The sequence below is a fragment of the Nitrospirota bacterium genome (genome assembly GCA_016194305.1).
Taxonomy (GTDB): domain Bacteria; phylum Nitrospirota; class Nitrospiria; order JACQBW01; family JACQBW01; genus JACQBW01.
Genome location: JACQBW010000007.1, coordinates 1 through 18,183, shown reverse-complemented (window position 1 = coordinate 18,183; position 18,183 = coordinate 1). Strand labels below are relative to the sequence as shown.

The following is an 18,183-nucleotide window of genomic DNA, read 5'->3' as shown; positions in this document are numbered from 1 at the left end:
AGGATTAATTTATGCCGCATTCAAAAGATCAGAATTTGATTGAACGTCTTCGAGTCCTGGAAGAGCGGGAACAGCTGTTTCAGGCTGTCCTGGATGGTTTCCCGGAGGCGATTGAAATCATTGATCATCAGTTTAATGTCCTTTATATTAATTCCGCGGCGGCACGTCGCAGTCCGAACGGAATACGGGGTTACCATGAAAATGGCGGGAAATGCTATCAGGTTTTTTATAATAAGGAGGAGCCCTGTACTTACTGTCCCGCGCTAAAAACATTTGAACGGGGCGAAGCCGGTTTTGTGCTGCTTAAAGATCAGAACGTTCAAACCCGGGAAGCCTGTTTTGAGGAACTGCTCCTCATGCCGGTGAAGACCGATCGGAATGACTCCGGGAAAGCGGTGAAATGGGTGGTCGAAATCGCGAAAGATGTCACGCGTGAAAAGGAGATGGAGCAACAGCTCATCAGCTCCGAAAGACTGGTCTCGATAGGAGAGATGGCCGCTTCAATTGCCCATGAATTTAATAATCCCCTCGGGATTGTTCTCGGTTTTACCCAGGACCTGTTGACGGAAGTCGACCCGGGTGATCCCCGTTATCATTCCCTGAAAATTATCGAAGAAGAGGCCCGCCGCTGCAAGAAAATCATGCGGGATTTGATGGAATTCGGACGACCGACTCCCTCCCAGTTTGCCGAGGTGGATGTCACCCAGGTGATTCGCAAAGCCGTCGATCTCATTTCGGGACAAGCTCTCAAACAAAAGATTCAGACTTCCGTTACAACCCAGGATGAACTTCCGCAGATCTGGGCGGATCCCCAGCAGGTGATGCAGGTCCTGGTGAATCTTTTCTTTAACGCGATTGAAGCCATGCCGGATGGGGGGGAATTGACCGTAGGCGGAGAGATTGATCAGAGTGATCGAGAAGAGATCCGCGGACATGGTCTGGCGCCGGGATCCAACGAAGTGGTCATCAGGGTCGAAGATACAGGATCCGGCATCCAACCGAATGATCTTCCTAAAATCTTCCGCACTTTTTTTACAACCAAGCAGACGAAAGGGATGGGACTTGGATTATCCATTTGCGAAAGTATCATGAAGGGACATGGGGGCAGGATGGCCGTTGAAAGCAGTCCGGGAAAAGGGACGATTTTCTATCTCTATTTTCCTGTCAAAAAGAAGGAAGTGGAAAAATGAATACCAGAAATCTTCCATCCGCTGACCGAATTCTGGTCGTTGATGACGAGCCGAATATGAGAGCTCTCTTTAAAAAGATTCTGGCAAAAGAGGGGTATCAGGTCGAGAGCGCTTCGTCAGGAGAAGAGGCGGTCAGGCGTTTGGAGACAGATCCGTTTGATCTGGTCATCTCTGATTTGAAAATGGGGGGTATGGACGGCATTCAACTCCTTAAAAAAGTGAAAGAGAAAGCACCGAACACGCTGGTAATCCTGTTGACTGCCTTTGGAACGGTGGATACGGCGGTCTCTGCGATGAAAGAAGGGGCGTTTGACTACCTGACCAAGCCGGTTAATAACGACGAAGTCAAGCTGGTCGTCAAGAAAGCGCTCGAAATCTATCATCTGAAACTGGAAGTGGAACAGCTTCGAGAAAAAGTGGAAGTGAACAAGGATTTTAAGGATATTATCGGACAAAGCCCCCGGATGCGATCCCTTTTTAGAATGATCAAAATGGTGGCGTACAGCAATACGACCATATTAATCAATGGAGAATCGGGAACAGGTAAAGAGTTGATCGCTCGAGCCATACATTTTAATTCCCCCCGGAGAGAACGCCCGTTTGTGACGGTAGACTGCGGCGCGCTTCCTGAAACGCTCCTGGAGAGTGAATTGTTTGGTCATGTGAGGGGTTCTTTTACAGGTGCGATTAGCAATAAGAAAGGTCTGTTTGAAGAGGCGGATGGCGGGACGCTCCTGCTGGATGAAATTGGCGATACCACGATCGCCTTTCAATCCAAACTTCTGAGAGTTCTCCAGGAGAGTGAATTTAAACCGGTAGGGAGCAACAAAAGCGTTCATGTCGATGTCCGGGTGGTGGCCGCAACCAATAAAGACCTTCGGGAGGGGGTTAAAAAGAAGACTTTCCGTGAGGATCTGTATTATCGCCTGGCGGTCGTTCCGGTCCTTCTTCCGTCGCTCAAGGAACGCAAGGAGGATATCCCTCTTCTGGTGGATCATTTTATAAAAAAATATTGCGAACACAACGCATTATTGCCGAAACTGATTTCGCCTCAGGTCATGAAGATTCTCATGGATTATCCCTGGCACGGAAATGTCCGCGAACTTGAAAATGTCATAGAAAGAGCGGTATTGATCAGCCCCGGAAATGAAATCAGACTGGAAGCGCTATTTAGCGAGCGGTCGGCGGAAGACGAATCGATCGATCCGCTTCAGGAATCCACTCATTTTGCGATTCAGATCCTGGAAAGAGAAAGAATCGCGATTGCGATGAAAAAGGCGAATGGAAATAGAACGCAGGCTGCCAAACTTCTCGGTATCAGCCGGGCGACACTTTATAATAAAATGCGTCAACATCGAACTGAATCAGAACATCTCTCCACTTCCTGAAAAGACGATATCATTCCCCTCCGACAGTCGATACATTCATTCCCTTTCCATTCAGAGCCCCGAAAACAAAAAGAGCAGATCAGATAAAAAAAGTCTTGATATTTTGAAGCAAATTCTGTTAAATGCGTTTTTTAATAAAATCTTTACAACATGATTGATACGAACAGATCCCTGAATGCTTTCATTTTTCGGAAACCGACGAATCATATTATGAACAAGATCAAAAAGTTTTTAACGGAGAGGAGAATTTTATGATCAGCGGGCTCTTGAGCAGAATGTTCCCGATTATTGCTTTATTGATGTTTCTATCCGGGTTGACAAATCCGCTTGCGGTAAGAATTGCCCTTGCAGGAGAAGAACATCACCATCAGGTTGTTGCGACGGCGGCCGAAGAAGATTCATCCTGGCAGGTTAAATTGAAGAAACAGATCGAGCAGGAGGAATCCTATGAAGGTAAAAGCGGCGATTCGGCAAAGATTGACGCTGCCATGAACAAATTGATGGAAGAAATCTCGGGCGGGAAACATAAAGAGCATGCTGCGGGACCCTTTCAGGAAATGTCCACGATGCAGCAAATGGACCGTAGTTTCTTTCTTGGACCTGGAACGGTGAGCGAAACGGTGACAGGCGGAGGCCATTGTCCGGCTGGCGCACTTAAAAAAGAATTTGACGTGACCGCGATTAATGTCGAGATTACTCTTAATCAATGGGGCGATTATCATCCTGGTTTTATGTATGTGCTGACTGAAAATCTTCAAAAAGTAAGAGAAGAAGAGAAAAAGAATAAAGAAGCGAGGGCCCACGACAACGATCCAGGTGCCGTGGACAATGGAGAACAAACTAATTTAATTCAACCCCTTACAATTCGTGGAAGCCAGGGTGATTGTATCAATAATGGTATATCCGTCCAGACGAACAGGAAGGGGCCCACATGCTTCACAGCCATGTCGGACGCGAATCGAGCAGCCTCGGGATGATCGGTGCCTTTATGGTGGAACCGATGGGGGCGATCTATCTTGACCCGATTACGGGTAAGGGGAACAAGAGCGGCTGGCAGATGATGATTGCCTTTGACAAGAAAAGATATCCCATGGCCCATGATTTCAGAGAGTTTACCATTTATTATCATGAAATCGGGGATGAATCTTTCCGACCATTGAACCGCCATGGTGAGATGATCCCTCAGCGCGATCCGAACTCAGACTCCTATCGTCCTTCGGCCCGTGCGATCAACTTTCGAAGCGAACCGTTTGGATTGAACAACCTGGCGCAGCAGGAGAAATATTTCCATTTTGAAGATGAATCCCATGCCTACAATGCCTATACCTTTGGGGATCCCCCTACCGCGCTACCGAGATCCTACATGGGTGATCCGGCAAAATATCGCCTCATTCATGGCGGAGGAGAAGTTTTCCATTCGCATCATCCCCATGGAGGGACGATTCGATGGCTTCGTCAGCCGAAGGCAGATGGCAAAGGGGATGAACTGTTGAATGCGGGGACGGACGGACCCATGAAATATCCGGTGATTCGTACCACTTCGGACCGTGTCGATGTTGCGGTGATCGGACCTTCTGAAGCGCTTGATCTGCAAGTTGAGTGCGGATCGGGCCTCTGTCAACAACTGGCCGGCGATTTCTTGATGCACTGTCATGTCGCGCATCACTATGTCTCCGGAATGTGGACCTATTGGCGTGTCTACAATACGCTTCAGTCCGGAAATTATCCCTTTGGCAGCACAGATATCATGCCTCCGCTTCAAGAACTTCCGGATCGGAAAGGGCGTATGAAAGGACCCGTGACGTCGGATAAACTGGTCGATAAGACGGTGGATTGGTATAACAAGAAATGGCATATCACTGCTGACAAAACCGATTGGTCAAAGCAAGTCCCCGATATCTCTATTAAAGAGTGGGTCAAGATGATGCTCCCTCCTGCCGGTCAACCGGGCCACACCGCAGATGAGAAGGGTCAGATCGAGGCCTATGACGCGACGGTATGGGACTGGAACTGGGATGGTAATAAAGCCATGGGTGAAACGGAGGCGACCGGGGCGTTTCCCTTTCCAAAATATAAATCTCCGATGCCCGGGAAAAGGCCCCCATTACTCTTTGAGGAAAAAACAGGGAAGTTGGCGTGGCCGCATTTCAAGCCGCATTTCGGCAAGAGAGTCCCCTTTGCACGGCATCATGGTCCGGCGCCCTGGTTAGAGCCGTTCCATGTGGCGAAAAACACAGGCGCGCTATCGACAGACCCGGGAAGCGAGGGTTCTTTGGGACAAGAGACTTCACTGCCGGCAAAGCCGGGTGAACAGGGGAAATGGAGCCTCTGTCCCGAAGGAGCTGGTCGGAAGCAGTATACCATTCACTTTATTGAGACGCCGATCATGCTTGGAACAGCGCTAGGAAGTCAGAAACCGGTTGTCGATCCGCATGGGACAATATATGTTCTTCATGAGGAAGAGGCGGCGGCAAGATCCAATCCTGAATTGGCAAGACCGCTGGTTTATCGTGCCAATGTTTACGATTGCGTCGATGTGATCTTGAAAAGCGAATGGAATGACAATGACACCACGAATTTTCAGATGTCAAAAATCAATATTCATCCCCATTTTATCCAATTTGACAATCAGTCGTCTGACGGTGTCATGACTGGATATTCATACGAACAGTCGGTGCGTCCTTTTACCATGATTGGAAAAAAAGAACACAAGGGGATGCCGGCCCCCATGAACGGTCTTTTGACCGACGATGCAAAAGCGGGTGCTTCCAGTATTAAGGTGCAGATGGGAGAGGGAGCCACGAAATTTCATGTCGGTGCCGATATTATGATCGGCATGCATGAAGTCAAAACAGTGGAAGTTCGTTGGATCAAATCAATGGAGGGGGATACGATCACTTTTACGGAGCCTTTAAAGTATTCCCACAAAAAGGGAGAGATCGCTTCGGCCGAATATCTTCGGTATCGTTATTGGGTTGATTCGGATCTTGGTACAGTTTTCTGGCATGATCACGCATTGGGTGCGACAACCTGGCCTCATGGCGGGGTAGGAAGTATGATCATAGAACCGGTCGGTTCGACTTATCATGACCCGAAGACCGGAAAAGAGATTCGAAGCGGTCCGATTGCCGACATTCATACGACGGAAACGGTCGGTTACAATACCAAGGGAAGTTTCCGGGAGATGGTAGTTCATATGCATGACACCGTTCCCTATACAGCTCAGGTGGTCACCGAAGGGAACCCCCCAGGTCAGACAGTCAAGGCATCGATTGATGCAGGCCAGACGATCTCCTTTACCATGCCGGATGACCTGAACATGGTTTCCCACACGATGCTGAACGGAGGCACCCATACGACGGGAGGGGGAATCTTCTTCCGAACCGAGTCTTTGGCAAGGCGCTTGCTTGATAACAAGGACCCTTCCATGGTCTTTTCAAGTCTGGCGCACCATAATCAGGACCCTGCGACCCCTTTGCTCAAGGCCTATTTGGGAGATCCAATTGTTTTCAGGCTCCTTCATGTGATGATGAATGAAACGCATACCTGGCACGTATCAGGACATGCCTTTCGAACGGAACGTTATGCGCAATATTCCGATTTGAGGAATGCTTATCATGTCGGCATTGCCGAACGGTACGACCTGGTGACTCGGGCCGGTGGCGCCCAGCAGATGGCGGGGGACTATCTCCACTATAATGGCAGAGCGTCTCATCTTTCGGAAGGGAGCTGGGGAATTATCCGGGTATTGGACAAGAAAACGGATGATTTGAAACCGCTTCCGGGACATGAAGAAATTCCTCAGTCTGCCGCTTCGGTCTGTCCTGCGGATGCGCCCGTTAAGACCTTTAACGTGGTTGCGGTTGATCGTGCGCTAAAATTCAACAATCTGGCTCCGGATATGATCGAAGTAGATTTTGACCGGAAACTACAGGTTTCGAATCCGAAGGGGAAGATCTTTATGCTGGAAGGAGAAAAGAGTAAAGTCTCCTCGGATTATCAGCCGATGCCATTGACGCTTCATGTTAATGTAGGCGATTGCATCAAGATCAATCTTAAAAATGAATTGAAGGCCGGCCGGGCATCATTCAGTGCCGATATGCTTGCATTCGACCCAAAAGACTCGCAAGGAGTGAACGTGGGACTGAATCCAGGAGACCAGACGATTGGTCCGGGAGAACATCGTACCTATACCTATTTTGCTCCGGCGGAATATGGTGAAACCGCGGCGATCGTCTACGATTGGGGAAATATTCTCAACAACGTACGAGATGGTCTTTTTGGAGGAATCATCGTCGGACCGAGAGGTTCGACCTATCGCGATCCAAAAACGGGCGAAGACGTCAGTCTAAAGAATTCATGGAATGTCGATGTCATCGTGGACAGGTCTTTACCAGAAAATTATGACAAAGCGGATTACCGCGATGCGTCGCTCTTTTTCCAGGATGAAGACAATATTATTGGTACTTCTTTCATGCCCTATCTTCAGCATATTGCTGGTTTGGCAGGCGTGAATTACAGAATAGAACCTTGGAGCTGGCGGCAGGACAAAGGTTGTGAAGCGGGAAATCTCTTCACCGCCTGTGTCACCGATGAGAAGGATCCGGTCACGCCGACCATCACGGCCCATGCCGGCGACCCTGTTCGGATACATGTTTTCGGTGCTTATGACGAACAAAACCAGATATTTAGCATGGAAGGCCACGAATGGCCCTTGAAGCCGAATATGGAAGGTGCGGATATGATGAGTTCAATGCAGTTTGGTGGCTCTGAAAATCTGGATGTCTTTATTAAAGAAGGAGCAGGTGGGCCTTTCCATCTACCGGGAACCTATGTCTGGCAGAATCACCGTATGCCTTACGCGGAAGCCGGACAATGGGGATATCTCAGAGTCCTGCCGGTTGGGGATAAGAGTCTCCTTCCGATCAATGCGGGGAGCCGAATGATGAATCCCAAAACAGCAGAAGAACCACCGGCACACCCGGCGGGTTCCGTTCCTGTTACAATGCTGGAGCAGTCAAAATAGGAAATTTGGATGTACGATTTATGAACAACTTTAGGCAGGTGGGAAGCGTCAATCCCCCTGCCTAATTTTTTAAAAAAGGGTAAAGCGATGAAAGTATTCATGTATGGTCTGGCCGGAATATTGTTATGGATGGCCTGGCTTGCTCCAGATGCAGTCAAGGGTTCAGAGTACCGGGACATTCCTGTCGTCCTGGGAGGTAATCTAACAGGCAAAGTCACTCTCAAGGGTCCGGTTCCGGATTCCAGGGCCTTTCCACTGATTCTCTATCCATTTGGAAACTTTTGCAAAAAGATTTCCGATGGGAAGGGGAATGTTGTGGTCAACGAATTCATCGTCGGTCCTGAAAAGGGACTGCAGGACACGGTGATTGCAATTCAGGATGTGAAGGCCGGTAAACCCTTTCAGAAAATCAATGCCGAATTTATGGCGGTCGACTGCATGTTTCACCCGGCCAACGTCCCGGACAATGAGCAGTATGAAATTACGAATGGAAAATTGAGTCATGTTCATCCGGCCGTCGATGTCATCCGAAACAACCAGACAATCTCCGTCGTGAACAAGGACCCGATCATTCATAATGGACAAGTATTTCAAAGTGAACGAGGGGATATCGTCCTGAATTTTCCTATTCCGATTTCAGACAAGGCAAACGGGGGCATTATTCATCTGGAACCCGGCAAGCGAATTGCCCAGATGATCTGCGGGATGCATGAATTTATGCAGACCTGGGGCTATCTGGTCGACAATCCTTACTATGATCGAACCAAGAAAAGCGGCCTCTTTCGTATTGACCAGATTCCTGCGGGAAGATATAAAGTTACGGCCTGGCATCCTCATTTTAAACAGGTGGAAAAAGAAATTACGATCGCATCCAATGAAACCGTCACGCTTGATTTTGAATTTGATTCGTCTGATATCCGGCATTCCAATTACGAAATACAGGAAAAATTCCGGATTGGCCCGGAAGCGCATCACCATGAAAATCTCAGGGACTGTTCCCCCCCGTATTGCTCGGGACCGGAGAGCGGAAAATAGAGTTTGATCATCATTTTTTTGAGAAATATTGTCTGTACGCTGATGATTCTTAATGCGGTTTCTTTTGAAGTCCTGGCGTTAGACCAGGATGAGGCCGAAAAGCATTTCAGCACGGGGATGGATTTCAACAAACAACGGCGCTTTCCAGAAGCGATGAAAGAGTTAACGCGGGCTGTAGAACTGAACCTGGAGTCCAATAAATTCCATCAGGCGCTGTTTTTGACTTACACCCAGAACCGTGAAGGTTTAAAAGCGATCAGATTATACCAGGAACTCGTGGCAAAGAATCCTAAGAGCCCAGCACTCCATTACTGGCTGGGGAGGCTCTATATGGAGGGGAGTAAACTGGCCGATTCGGCAGCCGAATTCAAAATGGCTTCTCAACTCTCTCCAAAAGATGAACATCCGCTCATCTCCCTGGGGCACGCAACTTATCGCCTTGGAAGAGACAGTGAGGCGCTTGCGGCGTATCAGGCGGCGAATAAATTAACCCCTCATCTTGCGGTGATTCACACCGGGCTGGGAAATGTCTACTACAATCGGAAGGAGTATCGTCCCGCGAGAAGAGAGTATGAGGAGGCGCTTCGGCTGGATCCCTCATTTGAAGAGGCGAGATACAATCTAAGCCTGATCTACGAGAAGCAAGGGGAGATCGAATTGGCCATCAAAGAATGGAAATATCTGCTGGATGCGGATCCGAATGAATCGAAAATTCGCGCAAAACTGGCGATGGTCTATTTTGAGCGGGGCCAGTACCGGGATGCGGTAAGAGAGTACGCTCTTTTATCGCAGATTAATCAACGCTCTTCCGACGTCTATTTTATGCTGGGTAAATCCGAAGTTCTCCTTGCGGGCGAAAGCCAGGACCCTCAAGAACGGGATGAACTCAAAGAGTCTGCCATATCGGCGTTTCAGCATGTGTTGGATTTTGATTCTGACCATCTTGAGGCCAAAAAATATCTTGATCGATTGTTGAAGCTGAAACCTGCTGTGAAGAAGAAGAAAGAGTCTGCGGCCACAAACTGATCGGATGGCGGAATGAATTCTGAAGAAATTTAAATGCGAAGCGCTGCAGGAAAGGGAGGAGAGACTATGTTTAAATTGACGGGTGTCATTTGCGGAACGCTCCTGTTTATGAGTGCATTTTTGTTACCCGATAATCGGTTTCAAGCGTGGGCTTATGAAGAGACCCTTGTGAAAGACGCGGGAACATACTCGGGAAAAGTCACCTTATCGGGTGTGGTGCCTCCTCCCCGGAGGTTTCATTTGATTACCTTTCCGAATATGGAATTTTGCGGCACCATTTCCGATGGAAATGGAGATCGTCTGTTGAGGGAATTTCATGTCTCTGACAAAGGAGAATTTAAAAATGTGGTCGTCTTGTTTGTCGGGGTTTCAAAAGGGAAGGCATTCAATTATACGCCGGAACTTAAAATCGAAAATTGTCTGATCGATCCCTTTGTCGCTCCGGTCAGGAACAATCATCCTATTAAGATCGAAAGCAAAGATCCGATTGTCCATGATGTACAGACCTACACCTTGAAAGACGATTACACCTTTGCCATGTTTAATAAACCGATGCTTCCGAATTCAACCGAAATCAAGGAGATCCGGTTTCGTCCCAATCACTATATTTTCCGGGTACAGTGCGGAGTCCATTCTTATATGCAGAACTGGGGCATCGCGATCGGAAATCCCTATTTTTCCGTGACGGGTGAAGAGGGAAGTTTTTCGATTGGAGATATTCCGCCGGGGGAATATGATGTAATTGCCTGGCATCCATTAATGACCCCTGTGGTACACCGGGTTAAAATAGCGCCGGGTGAAGAGAAGAGAGACCTCTTTGTTTTTAGTTCGAAAGATGTCGTCGTCCCTTATCACGATCTTCAAACCGGCTATCGTTTTGATACAGCGCTGATTCCTTCAAAAATGCCGAAACCGACAATTTTGATTCAGCGGTGACCTAAAGCACGGGCGGGCCGCTTTATTTTTCGGGAGGGGAGAGTGCGAGCCTGAAACCGCAAAAATAGTTAAATCGTTTGTCCGGCGAATCCTTGAACCGGTAATCGACGCGGATCGAATCGATTTTGCTGTTATAGGAGCCTCCTCGAAGCACGAAATACCTTCCTTTTAGTGGTCCTTTGGGATTCTCCTTGGGGCTTTTGGTGTAGTAATTTTCGTCATACCGGTCCTCGACCCATTCCCAAACGTTTCCGCTCATATCATAGAGTCCCAATTCATTCGGCTTCTTTTCCTTGACGGGATGAGTCGTGCTTTTGGCGTTATCGGAAAACCAGGCATATTGGCCCGCCTGCTTCGGATCGTCTGTTCCTGACCACCGCTGATTCTTGCCCCGGTCTCTCGCCGCAAATTCCCATTCCGCTTCTGTCGGGAGACGATAATGTGTTTTTGTGGCCGTATTCAGTTTTCGGATGAACAACTGTGCGTCCTCCCAGCTGGCCTCTTCCACCGGGCGATCCGGTGATCTGAAAAATGCGAAGGGATCGGTTCCCATCGTTTTGACCCAAAGATCCTGCGTCACTTCCGACTCTCCGATAAAATAATCCCCCAGACAGACTGTGTGGAGAGGTTTTGCTCCGGGGAGGTCCTCGTCAGACCGGTTTCCCATTTCAAAGCAACCCCCTTTGACAAGCACCATTTTTGGTTCGAGCTCGGTGCCGGATAGGGGCGAAGGGGCGTGAATGAAAAAGATTAGGGAAAGGATTAAAGTATTCAGCAGGCGATGACGGTTCAACGGATATTGTTGAATTTTCTCTGGTAATCTTTTTTGAAAGGTTGATCCCCGTGAGTCAGTTTTTGGTAAAGAGAATGAAAGGCTTCATCAGAAAGCGAGGGATCAGCTAGCCGAAGGACGTCTTCGCTGCTGACCGGAACCAGCGCCGATTCGTCATACGCGGAAGTCCCGACCGCGACATAATTTTCAGGGACAAGGACTTCAGGAATCAGAAATTCAATCTTTTTCCGATTATAAATTCTTGCGAGCTGAATGGCCATGCGGCCCCCTTCCGCAGGGGTGTTCCTTCCGATTGCGACGACCGCGCCGGGTGTGCCGATCATCACGAATTGAATGGTGACCCGGTCAATCTGATGTTTCTTTAATGCGGACTTGATCCCATCGGCGTCATCTTTATGAACCGGGGCCAGCCAGATCTCGGCAAGGGTTTGATGGTCTCCCGCGTCCGAATTTGGAGAGAATAGAACCATGAAGCAGAACGCGAACAGGAATTTTAGTAAAGTCACCGGAATCCTTTACGAACTGAAAGTGAAACTGAAATCAAGAGAATTTTATCACAATGGCGGGCGGGTGGATAGAATAAAAAATGATATGATCTGACGAAACAAATGTATTGCCTTTTTATTCCTGAAATGAGATAAAGATCGGTAATTTCCGTCATCTTTAAATAGAAAAAACTAATCTTATAAATCATAGGAGGCGTCACCCATGTCTAAACCGTTGACCAAATCACAAATTCTCGATCAACTTGCAAAAAAACTCGAGGTCACCAAAAAACAGGCAAATGAAATGCTTGTTGAATTAACGAGCCTCGCCTATAAAGAGGCCAAAAACGCTTTTACCTTTCCCGGTCTCGGTAAACTGGTCGTGGTCAACCGGAAAGCAAGAATGGGCCGTAACCCTCAAACCGGAGCCGCCATTAAGATCCCGGCAAAAAGAGTTTTGAAGTTTCGAGTCGCCAAGGCTTGCAAGGACGCCGTTCTGGGCGCGAAAAAATAGTTGCTGGAATTCCATGGATGAGGTAACAAGAAGATCCTTTTTTGGAAAAATGATCGCGCTCATTGCGGGTGCGATCGCGGCCTGCTTGTCTTACCCGATTCTTGGCTATACCCTGCTTCACGCTTTCAAGAAAGAGGAAGAAGCCTGGGCAGAGATGGGACCCCTCGACCGTATCCCGGTCAATCAGCCAAAAGAATTTCAAATCAACCGAACCCTTTCATCGGGCTGGATGAAAACAAATTCCGTTCAAACCGTCTGGGCCTTTCGAAAGCCGGAAGGCCCGGTCGTCGTCTATTCGCCGCTCTGTACCCATCTCGGCTGCGGCTATCACTGGGACGATCAGGAAAAAAATTTCATATGTCCCTGCCATAACAGTGTTTATGATATGGAGGGTAAGGTCCTTTCGGGCCCTGCTCCAAGACCCCTGGATACCCTTCCCACTCAGATTAAAGACGACCGTCTCTTTATCCTTTATAAAGAATTCAAGACAGGACTATCCGGTAAACAGGAGATCTAATGCGAAAAGTCGCAGACTGGATTTCGCGGCGTCTCAACCTCCCCCCGGTTCTTCATCATTTGCTTGACGAGGCGATACCCGGGGGCGCCAGTTGGATCTATATTTTTGGAAGCGTGACGTTATTTCTCTTTGTGCTTCAGGCGATTACCGGAAGTCTTCTTGCCATCTATTATGCGCCAACACCTGACCATGCTTATGATTCAGTCCGATATATTCAAGACGAGATTCCGTTTGGATCTTTGATTCGCGGTCTTCATCATTGGGGCTCAAGCGCAATGATGGTGATGATCGGGCTTCATATGTTACAGGTCTATTTATATGGTGCTTATAAAGCTCCCCGAGAAATGATGTGGCTTGTCGGAGTTTGCCTGTTTATGCTGGTACTGGTATTTGGATTTACGGGCTATCTTCTCCCCTGGGACCAGAAAGCGTATTGGGCGACTCAAGTCGGCATTAACCTGGCGGGAACCGTTCCTGGAATAGGTGGATCCCTGTCGCGAATCCTCAGGGGTGGATCCGATCTGGGCGCTTTCACGCTCAGCCGCTTTTTTGCCGTTCATACGCTATTTCTCCCCTGGACTATCGTGACTCTGGTGGCCTTACATCTCTTTATTTTGCGAAGAGTTGGTGCCGCAGGACCCTGGGATAATGAGAAGGCAAAGTCCCATTCGGAACCTTTTTATCCAAAGCAGGTCTTCATGGACGCCGTCGCCATGGGCGCACTTTTTGCCCTGTTAATGGTCCTGGCGAACTATTTCCCTGCCCATCTGGGTGACAGGGCCAATCCGTCCGATACCACCTTTCGGCCCGTTCCCGAGTGGTATTTTCTCTTTTATTATCAGTTTCTCAAATACTTCGAGGGAAATTGGGAATTAGTGGCCACCTTTATCATCCCGTTGATTTTTTTTGGCTTTTTATTCGCGGTTCCTTTTCTGGGCCGGAACCGGGATCGCGCTCCCGTTCAGCGTCCTTTTGCCATTGGATCGGGTGTACTTCTCCTCATCTTTATTTTTATCATGCTGGGTCTTTCCATTCGGGAAACTTCAAAAATCCCGGTGACGGACCCCGTCCTTGTTCGGGGAGCAGGGATCTATGCGAAAATGGCATGCGCAGGCTGCCACCGGATCCAGGGGAAAGGTGGCATGGCAGGACCCGACCTCTCGTTCGAAGGGGATAAGCGGGATAAGGCATGGCTCATCGCGCATTTTAAAGATCCGCAATCCTTATCTCCCGGATCTTTTATGCCTGCGGTCCGGCTTCCGGACAGGGATCTCGAAGAATTGACCGCCTATTTACTCAGTCTCAAAAAGTAGATTTTTAACCGGGAAAAACGTCCTTCCATCCGGTCTTGACCCCCATTTTGGAAAGTTCCTCAGATCAAGGTGGAACCCGTTGACTTCAGCGGATCCAGTGTAGTAAAAATAAATCTTCCGCGCCTGTTTTGTTCAGACGGGCGGGTAAAATAAGTCATTTTAATATTGCTCAGGTAAGGAGAACCAAGATGTCAAAACTCGCTAAAATTTTTTATACCAAGACGGATGAAGCCCCCATGTTGGCAACCTACTCTTTTCTGCCGATGGTCAACGCGTTTGCAGCTGCCGCAGGTGTGGCACTGGAATTGAAAGATATTTCTCTTGCCGGGAGAATCCTCTCGTCTTTTCCTGAATTGCTGACCGAGAATCAAAGACAGCCGGATGATCTTGCCGAATTGGGTGAACTTGCGAAGACCCCCCAGGCGAATATGATTAAACTTCCCAATGTGAGCGCCTCCCTGCCTCAGTTGAAGGCGGCCATTAAGGAGCTTCAGAGTCAGGGTTACAAGCTGCCCGAATATCCGGAAGATCCCAAAAACGACCAGGAGAAATCGATTAAGACCCGTTACGACAAAATTAAGGGGAGCGCTGTCAACCCGGTACTAAGGGAAGGGAACTCGGACCGTCGCGCGCCGCTTTCGGTCAAAAATTACGCGAGAAAGCATCCACACAAGATGGGGCCCTGGAGCCGTGACTCGAAGTCTCACGTCGTTTATATGACAAGGGGAGACTTCAGATCTAACGAGAAATCAACAACGCTTTCAGCGGCAACCGACGCACGAATTGAATTTGTCGGTCAGGACGGGGGGATTACCGTCCTGAAACCAAAGCTTCCCCTTCAGGCAGGAGAGATCATCGACGCGACGTTTATGAGCCGCCGCGTGTTGCGTGAGTTCATCGAGGCGCAGATTGACGATGCAAAAAAGCAAGGGGTTCTTTTTTCCGTCCATCTCAAGGCGACCATGATGAAAGTCTCCGATCCGAAAATCTTCGGTCACGTCGTTTCGGTCTATTTCAAAGAGGTTTTTGAGAAATACAAAGAGGTATTCCAGAAATTGGGGGTCGATCCCGATAACGGGCTGGGAGATCTTTATGTCAAAATAAAATCACTGCCTGAAGATCAACGCACTGCTATTGAAAAAGACATTCAGGCCGTCTATCAGAAACGTCCTCCTCTAGCCATGGTTAATTCCGATAAGGGGATAACCAATTTGCATGTTCCGAGCGATATCATCATCGATGCCTCCCTGCCGCCCGTTATTCGCGATTCCGGAAAAATGTGGGGTCCCGATGGCAAGGCGTACGATACCAAAGCCGTGATTCCCGACAGCAGCTATGCCACGGTCTATCAGGAAGTCATTGAGTTCTGTAAAACCAATGGTGCTTTCGACCCGAAAACGATGGGGAGTGTTCCGAACGTCGGATTGATGGCGCAAGCGGCCGAAGAATATGGATCTCATGACAAAACTTTCAAATCCCAGGGTGCAGGTAAAATTCGGGTGGTTTCCGCGTCAGGACAGACATTGCTGGAACATTTGGTGGAGGAAGGGGACATCTGGCGCATGTGTCAGACCAAGGATGCACCGGTCCAGGATTGGATCAAACTGGCGGTGAACCGGGCGCGAGCCACAGGATCTCCCGCAATATTCTGGCTGGATAAAAATAGGGCGCATGATGAGGAAATCATCAAAAAGGTCAACCAATATCTCCCAGGCCACGATACCAAAGGGCTTGATATTCGAATCATGACTCCTGCGGAAGCGACAAAGGTTTCACTACAGCGTTTAAAAGAAGGGAAAGATACTATTTCAGTCACGGGAAACGTACTGAGGGATTATCTGACAGATCTCTTTCCGATACTTGAAATCGGGACCAGTGCAAAGATGCTTTCGATAGTTCCCTTGTTAAATGGGGGGGGGCTCTTTGAAACCGGAGCCGGTGGTTCCGCGCCAAAACATGTCCAGCAATTCCAGGAAGAAGGCTACCTCCGTTGGGATTCGCTCGGCGAATTTCTTGCTTTGGCCGCATCTCTGGAGCATCTCAGCAAATTTTCCAACAATCCGACCGCAAAAGTTTTGGCAGATACCCTGGACCGGGCCAATGCCAAGTTTTTGGAGAGCGACAAATCGCCTTCGCGCAAAGTGGGAGAAATTGACAATCGAGGGAGTCATTTTTATCTCACGTTGTATTGGGCGCAGGCATTGGCTCAGCAGACGGATGACAAGGCCCTCCAGACCCGGTTTTCAAAAATCGCAAAACAACTTGAAGAAAATGAGGCTAAAATTTCGGCTGAACTGATCGGCGCTCAAGGAAAGCCGGTTGATCTGGGCGGTTATTATCATCCCGATGAGAAAAAGACAATTAAAGCAATGCGTCCGAGTCCGACCTTAAAGGGTCACCCATTAGAGCGGGGATCAAGAGAAAAAAAGTCCTTCCTCGCAGGTTTTTTGATTTAAAAACCCGTTTGATCTGTTTATAGAAAGGTCTTTTGTGACTGCAGCCTTCGTTTCATTGGTTTGAAGTCAGTCATTTGTTTTGAAAAATGATCTGCTCCAGTCACCCATCAGGATCTAGGCCGAATAATATGAATCCATGTATTCAGGCCCAAACAGTCCTCGGACTGCTCCAGAAATCATTCGGTTCCATACCCATGTCCAGTCAGATTGTTTTATAGCTCCGATCTTCCTCGGGCCAACCCCTTTGGGCTCATGGTATAGGCAGATCAACAAAATCTCTTTTATTTATTTTGTACAGGGTTGAAGCAACATCCAATCAGGTCTGATGGTTTTTCTCCAACCCCAAATCTGGCTTAATTGCCTCAACCCCACTCTTAAGAAGAAAACGCTCTTTGAACGTCAAATGAAACTTTGTTCTTCATCAGGTAATAACAGGCTTTGGCTAATTTGTTGGCCACCGCCCGATAAGCAACCGGCTGACAGGTTTTGGCACATTTACGCTGATAATAAGCCTTGACCTCTTTACAATACCGGATTGAGAAATTAGCCGCTTCCGAATAGGCCCAGGAGAGATATTTATTTCCGTTCTTTTTGTTTCCAGAACCTTTTTGTTTCTCATTGCTCCAGTACGCTGTCGGAACACATCGACAATAAGAAGCATAAGAACTCGCAGAATCAAATCGTTCAATAGGACCCGTTTCCAAAGCAATGGTCAGGCCTAATATCAACCCAATTCCCGGAATGGTCCTCAGGTGACTAAAGGGATATTTCCCATCCATCTTTTTCTCGATATATCGTTCAATCTCCTTGACCTGCTCACCTAAGAAATCAATGGCCATTAATTGGCTTCGTCCGTTATAAACTAAATCTTCTTCCCTCAAAACCGTTTCAAGAGATTCTGCGTTAAGTCGTGTCAGGGACGTATTCGTTAAAACCATCCCCGTTTGATTGCAAAACACCTGCTGCAGGGTATGTTTCATGGAAGTCTTGTGGACAACCAACCGGCTCCGTTGCCGAAGTAAATCTCGAAGAGCTCTGCTTTCTCTTGGATAAATGTATCCTTCTGGAAGAATGCCTAACCGCAACAAATGAGCCAGCCAAATCGCATCCTGTTTGTCATCTAGATGTTTTATCCCCTGATATTGCTTCATCGCCGCGGGATTCGCCAAGTGGACTTTGTACCCTTCTTCCATCATCGCATCCACCAGCCAATACCAATTGTATGTAGACTCGATTGCAACACCTATCATCTGTTCTTTATACGGAGCAAGCGCAGAAATGAGCTTATCTTTATGATTTGGGAATTTGTGGCGTAGAACTATCTTTGAGTCCTCCGACACCACCACCACATAACTATTGGTTGAATGTAAATCTATTCCGCAATATAATTTCATCGGATCCCTCCTTGGTTAAGTCATATTTGAAGAGGCTATTATAGCCCCTTTTGAATAACCTCCGAGGGATCTCTATTCTCCTCTCCGCTCTAATGCTATCAGGTCTATTT

At 48.1% G+C, this 18,183-nt stretch carries 14 protein-coding genes; 11 read left to right on the top strand and 3 right to left on the bottom strand.

Features of this window, described 5'->3' with window-relative positions; all coding sequences use genetic code 11:
- Window positions 1-11: 11 nt before the first annotated feature.
- The 7 genes from HY200_02505 to HY200_02475 all read left to right on the top strand — a co-directional run bounded on the left by HY200_02505 (window position 12) and on the right by HY200_02475 (window position 10,601).
- Window positions 12-1,190: a hypothetical protein gene (locus HY200_02505; GenBank protein MBI3593807.1), complete on the top strand. Its 1,179-nt coding sequence runs from the start codon at window positions 12-14 to the stop codon at window positions 1,188-1,190.
- Window positions 1,187-2,578, top strand: a complete 1,392-nt coding sequence (locus tag HY200_02500) for a sigma-54-dependent Fis family transcriptional regulator (GenBank protein ID MBI3593806.1) — start codon at window positions 1,187-1,189, stop codon at window positions 2,576-2,578. The genes HY200_02505 and HY200_02500 overlap by 4 nt, the downstream gene beginning before the upstream one ends.
- Window positions 2,579-2,829: 251 nt before the next feature.
- On the top strand, window positions 2,830-3,555 hold the full coding sequence (locus HY200_02495) for a hypothetical protein (GenBank protein ID MBI3593805.1): 726 nt from the start codon (window positions 2,830-2,832) through the stop codon (window positions 3,553-3,555).
- Window positions 3,510-7,604, top strand: coding sequence for a hypothetical protein (locus HY200_02490; protein MBI3593804.1), 4,095 nt, complete (start codon window positions 3,510-3,512; stop codon window positions 7,602-7,604). Before HY200_02495 ends, HY200_02490 begins: the two co-directional genes overlap by 46 nt.
- A gap of 87 nt (window positions 7,605-7,691) precedes the next feature.
- Window positions 7,692-8,639 (top strand): carboxypeptidase regulatory-like domain-containing protein, encoded by a 948-nt coding sequence (locus HY200_02485; GenBank protein ID MBI3593803.1) that lies wholly within the window; start codon window positions 7,692-7,694, stop codon window positions 8,637-8,639.
- 3 nt (window positions 8,640-8,642) lie between these two features.
- A complete protein-coding gene (locus tag HY200_02480) occupies window positions 8,643-9,665 on the top strand; it encodes a tetratricopeptide repeat protein (GenBank protein ID MBI3593802.1) in 1,023 nt (340 codons plus the stop codon).
- A gap of 66 nt (window positions 9,666-9,731) precedes the next feature.
- Complete coding sequence (locus HY200_02475; protein MBI3593801.1) at window positions 9,732-10,601, top strand: carboxypeptidase regulatory-like domain-containing protein; 870 nt, start codon at window positions 9,732-9,734, stop codon at window positions 10,599-10,601.
- Window positions 10,602-10,623: 22 nt separating this feature from the next.
- Here the strand turns inward: HY200_02475 and HY200_02470 are convergent, their stop codons facing one another.
- Window positions 10,624-11,268 (bottom strand): SUMF1/EgtB/PvdO family nonheme iron enzyme, encoded by a 645-nt coding sequence (locus tag HY200_02470; protein MBI3593800.1) that lies wholly within the window; start codon window positions 11,266-11,268, stop codon window positions 10,624-10,626.
- Between the two features lie 122 nt (window positions 11,269-11,390).
- Window positions 11,391-11,900 carry a hypothetical protein gene (locus HY200_02465; protein MBI3593799.1) on the bottom strand — a complete coding sequence of 170 codons (510 nt, stop codon included), beginning with the start codon at window positions 11,898-11,900 and terminating at the stop codon, window positions 11,391-11,393.
- A gap of 202 nt (window positions 11,901-12,102) precedes the next feature.
- Here HY200_02465 and HY200_02460 point away from each other — a divergent pair, with 202 nt between their 5' ends.
- The 4 genes from HY200_02460 (at window position 12,103) to HY200_02445 (ending at window position 16,679) form a co-directional block, all read left to right on the top strand.
- On the top strand, window positions 12,103-12,393 hold the full coding sequence (locus HY200_02460) for an HU family DNA-binding protein (GenBank protein ID MBI3593798.1): 291 nt from the start codon (window positions 12,103-12,105) through the stop codon (window positions 12,391-12,393).
- Between the two features lie 13 nt (window positions 12,394-12,406).
- On the top strand, window positions 12,407-12,910 hold the full coding sequence (locus HY200_02455) for a ubiquinol-cytochrome c reductase iron-sulfur subunit (GenBank protein ID MBI3593797.1): 504 nt from the start codon (window positions 12,407-12,409) through the stop codon (window positions 12,908-12,910).
- Window positions 12,910-14,223: a cytochrome b N-terminal domain-containing protein gene (locus HY200_02450; GenBank protein MBI3593796.1), complete on the top strand. Its 1,314-nt coding sequence runs from the start codon at window positions 12,910-12,912 to the stop codon at window positions 14,221-14,223. Before HY200_02455 ends, HY200_02450 begins: the two co-directional genes overlap by 1 nt.
- A gap of 188 nt (window positions 14,224-14,411) precedes the next feature.
- A complete protein-coding gene (locus HY200_02445; GenBank protein ID MBI3593795.1) occupies window positions 14,412-16,679 on the top strand; it encodes an NADP-dependent isocitrate dehydrogenase in 2,268 nt (755 codons plus the stop codon).
- 374 nt (window positions 16,680-17,053) lie between these two features.
- On the opposite strand, the gene HY200_02440 is transcribed toward HY200_02445, so the two are convergent.
- Window positions 17,054-18,073 (bottom strand): IS110 family transposase, encoded by a 1,020-nt coding sequence (locus HY200_02440; GenBank protein MBI3593794.1) that lies wholly within the window; start codon window positions 18,071-18,073, stop codon window positions 17,054-17,056.
- Between the last annotated feature and the right edge of the window lie 110 nt (window positions 18,074-18,183).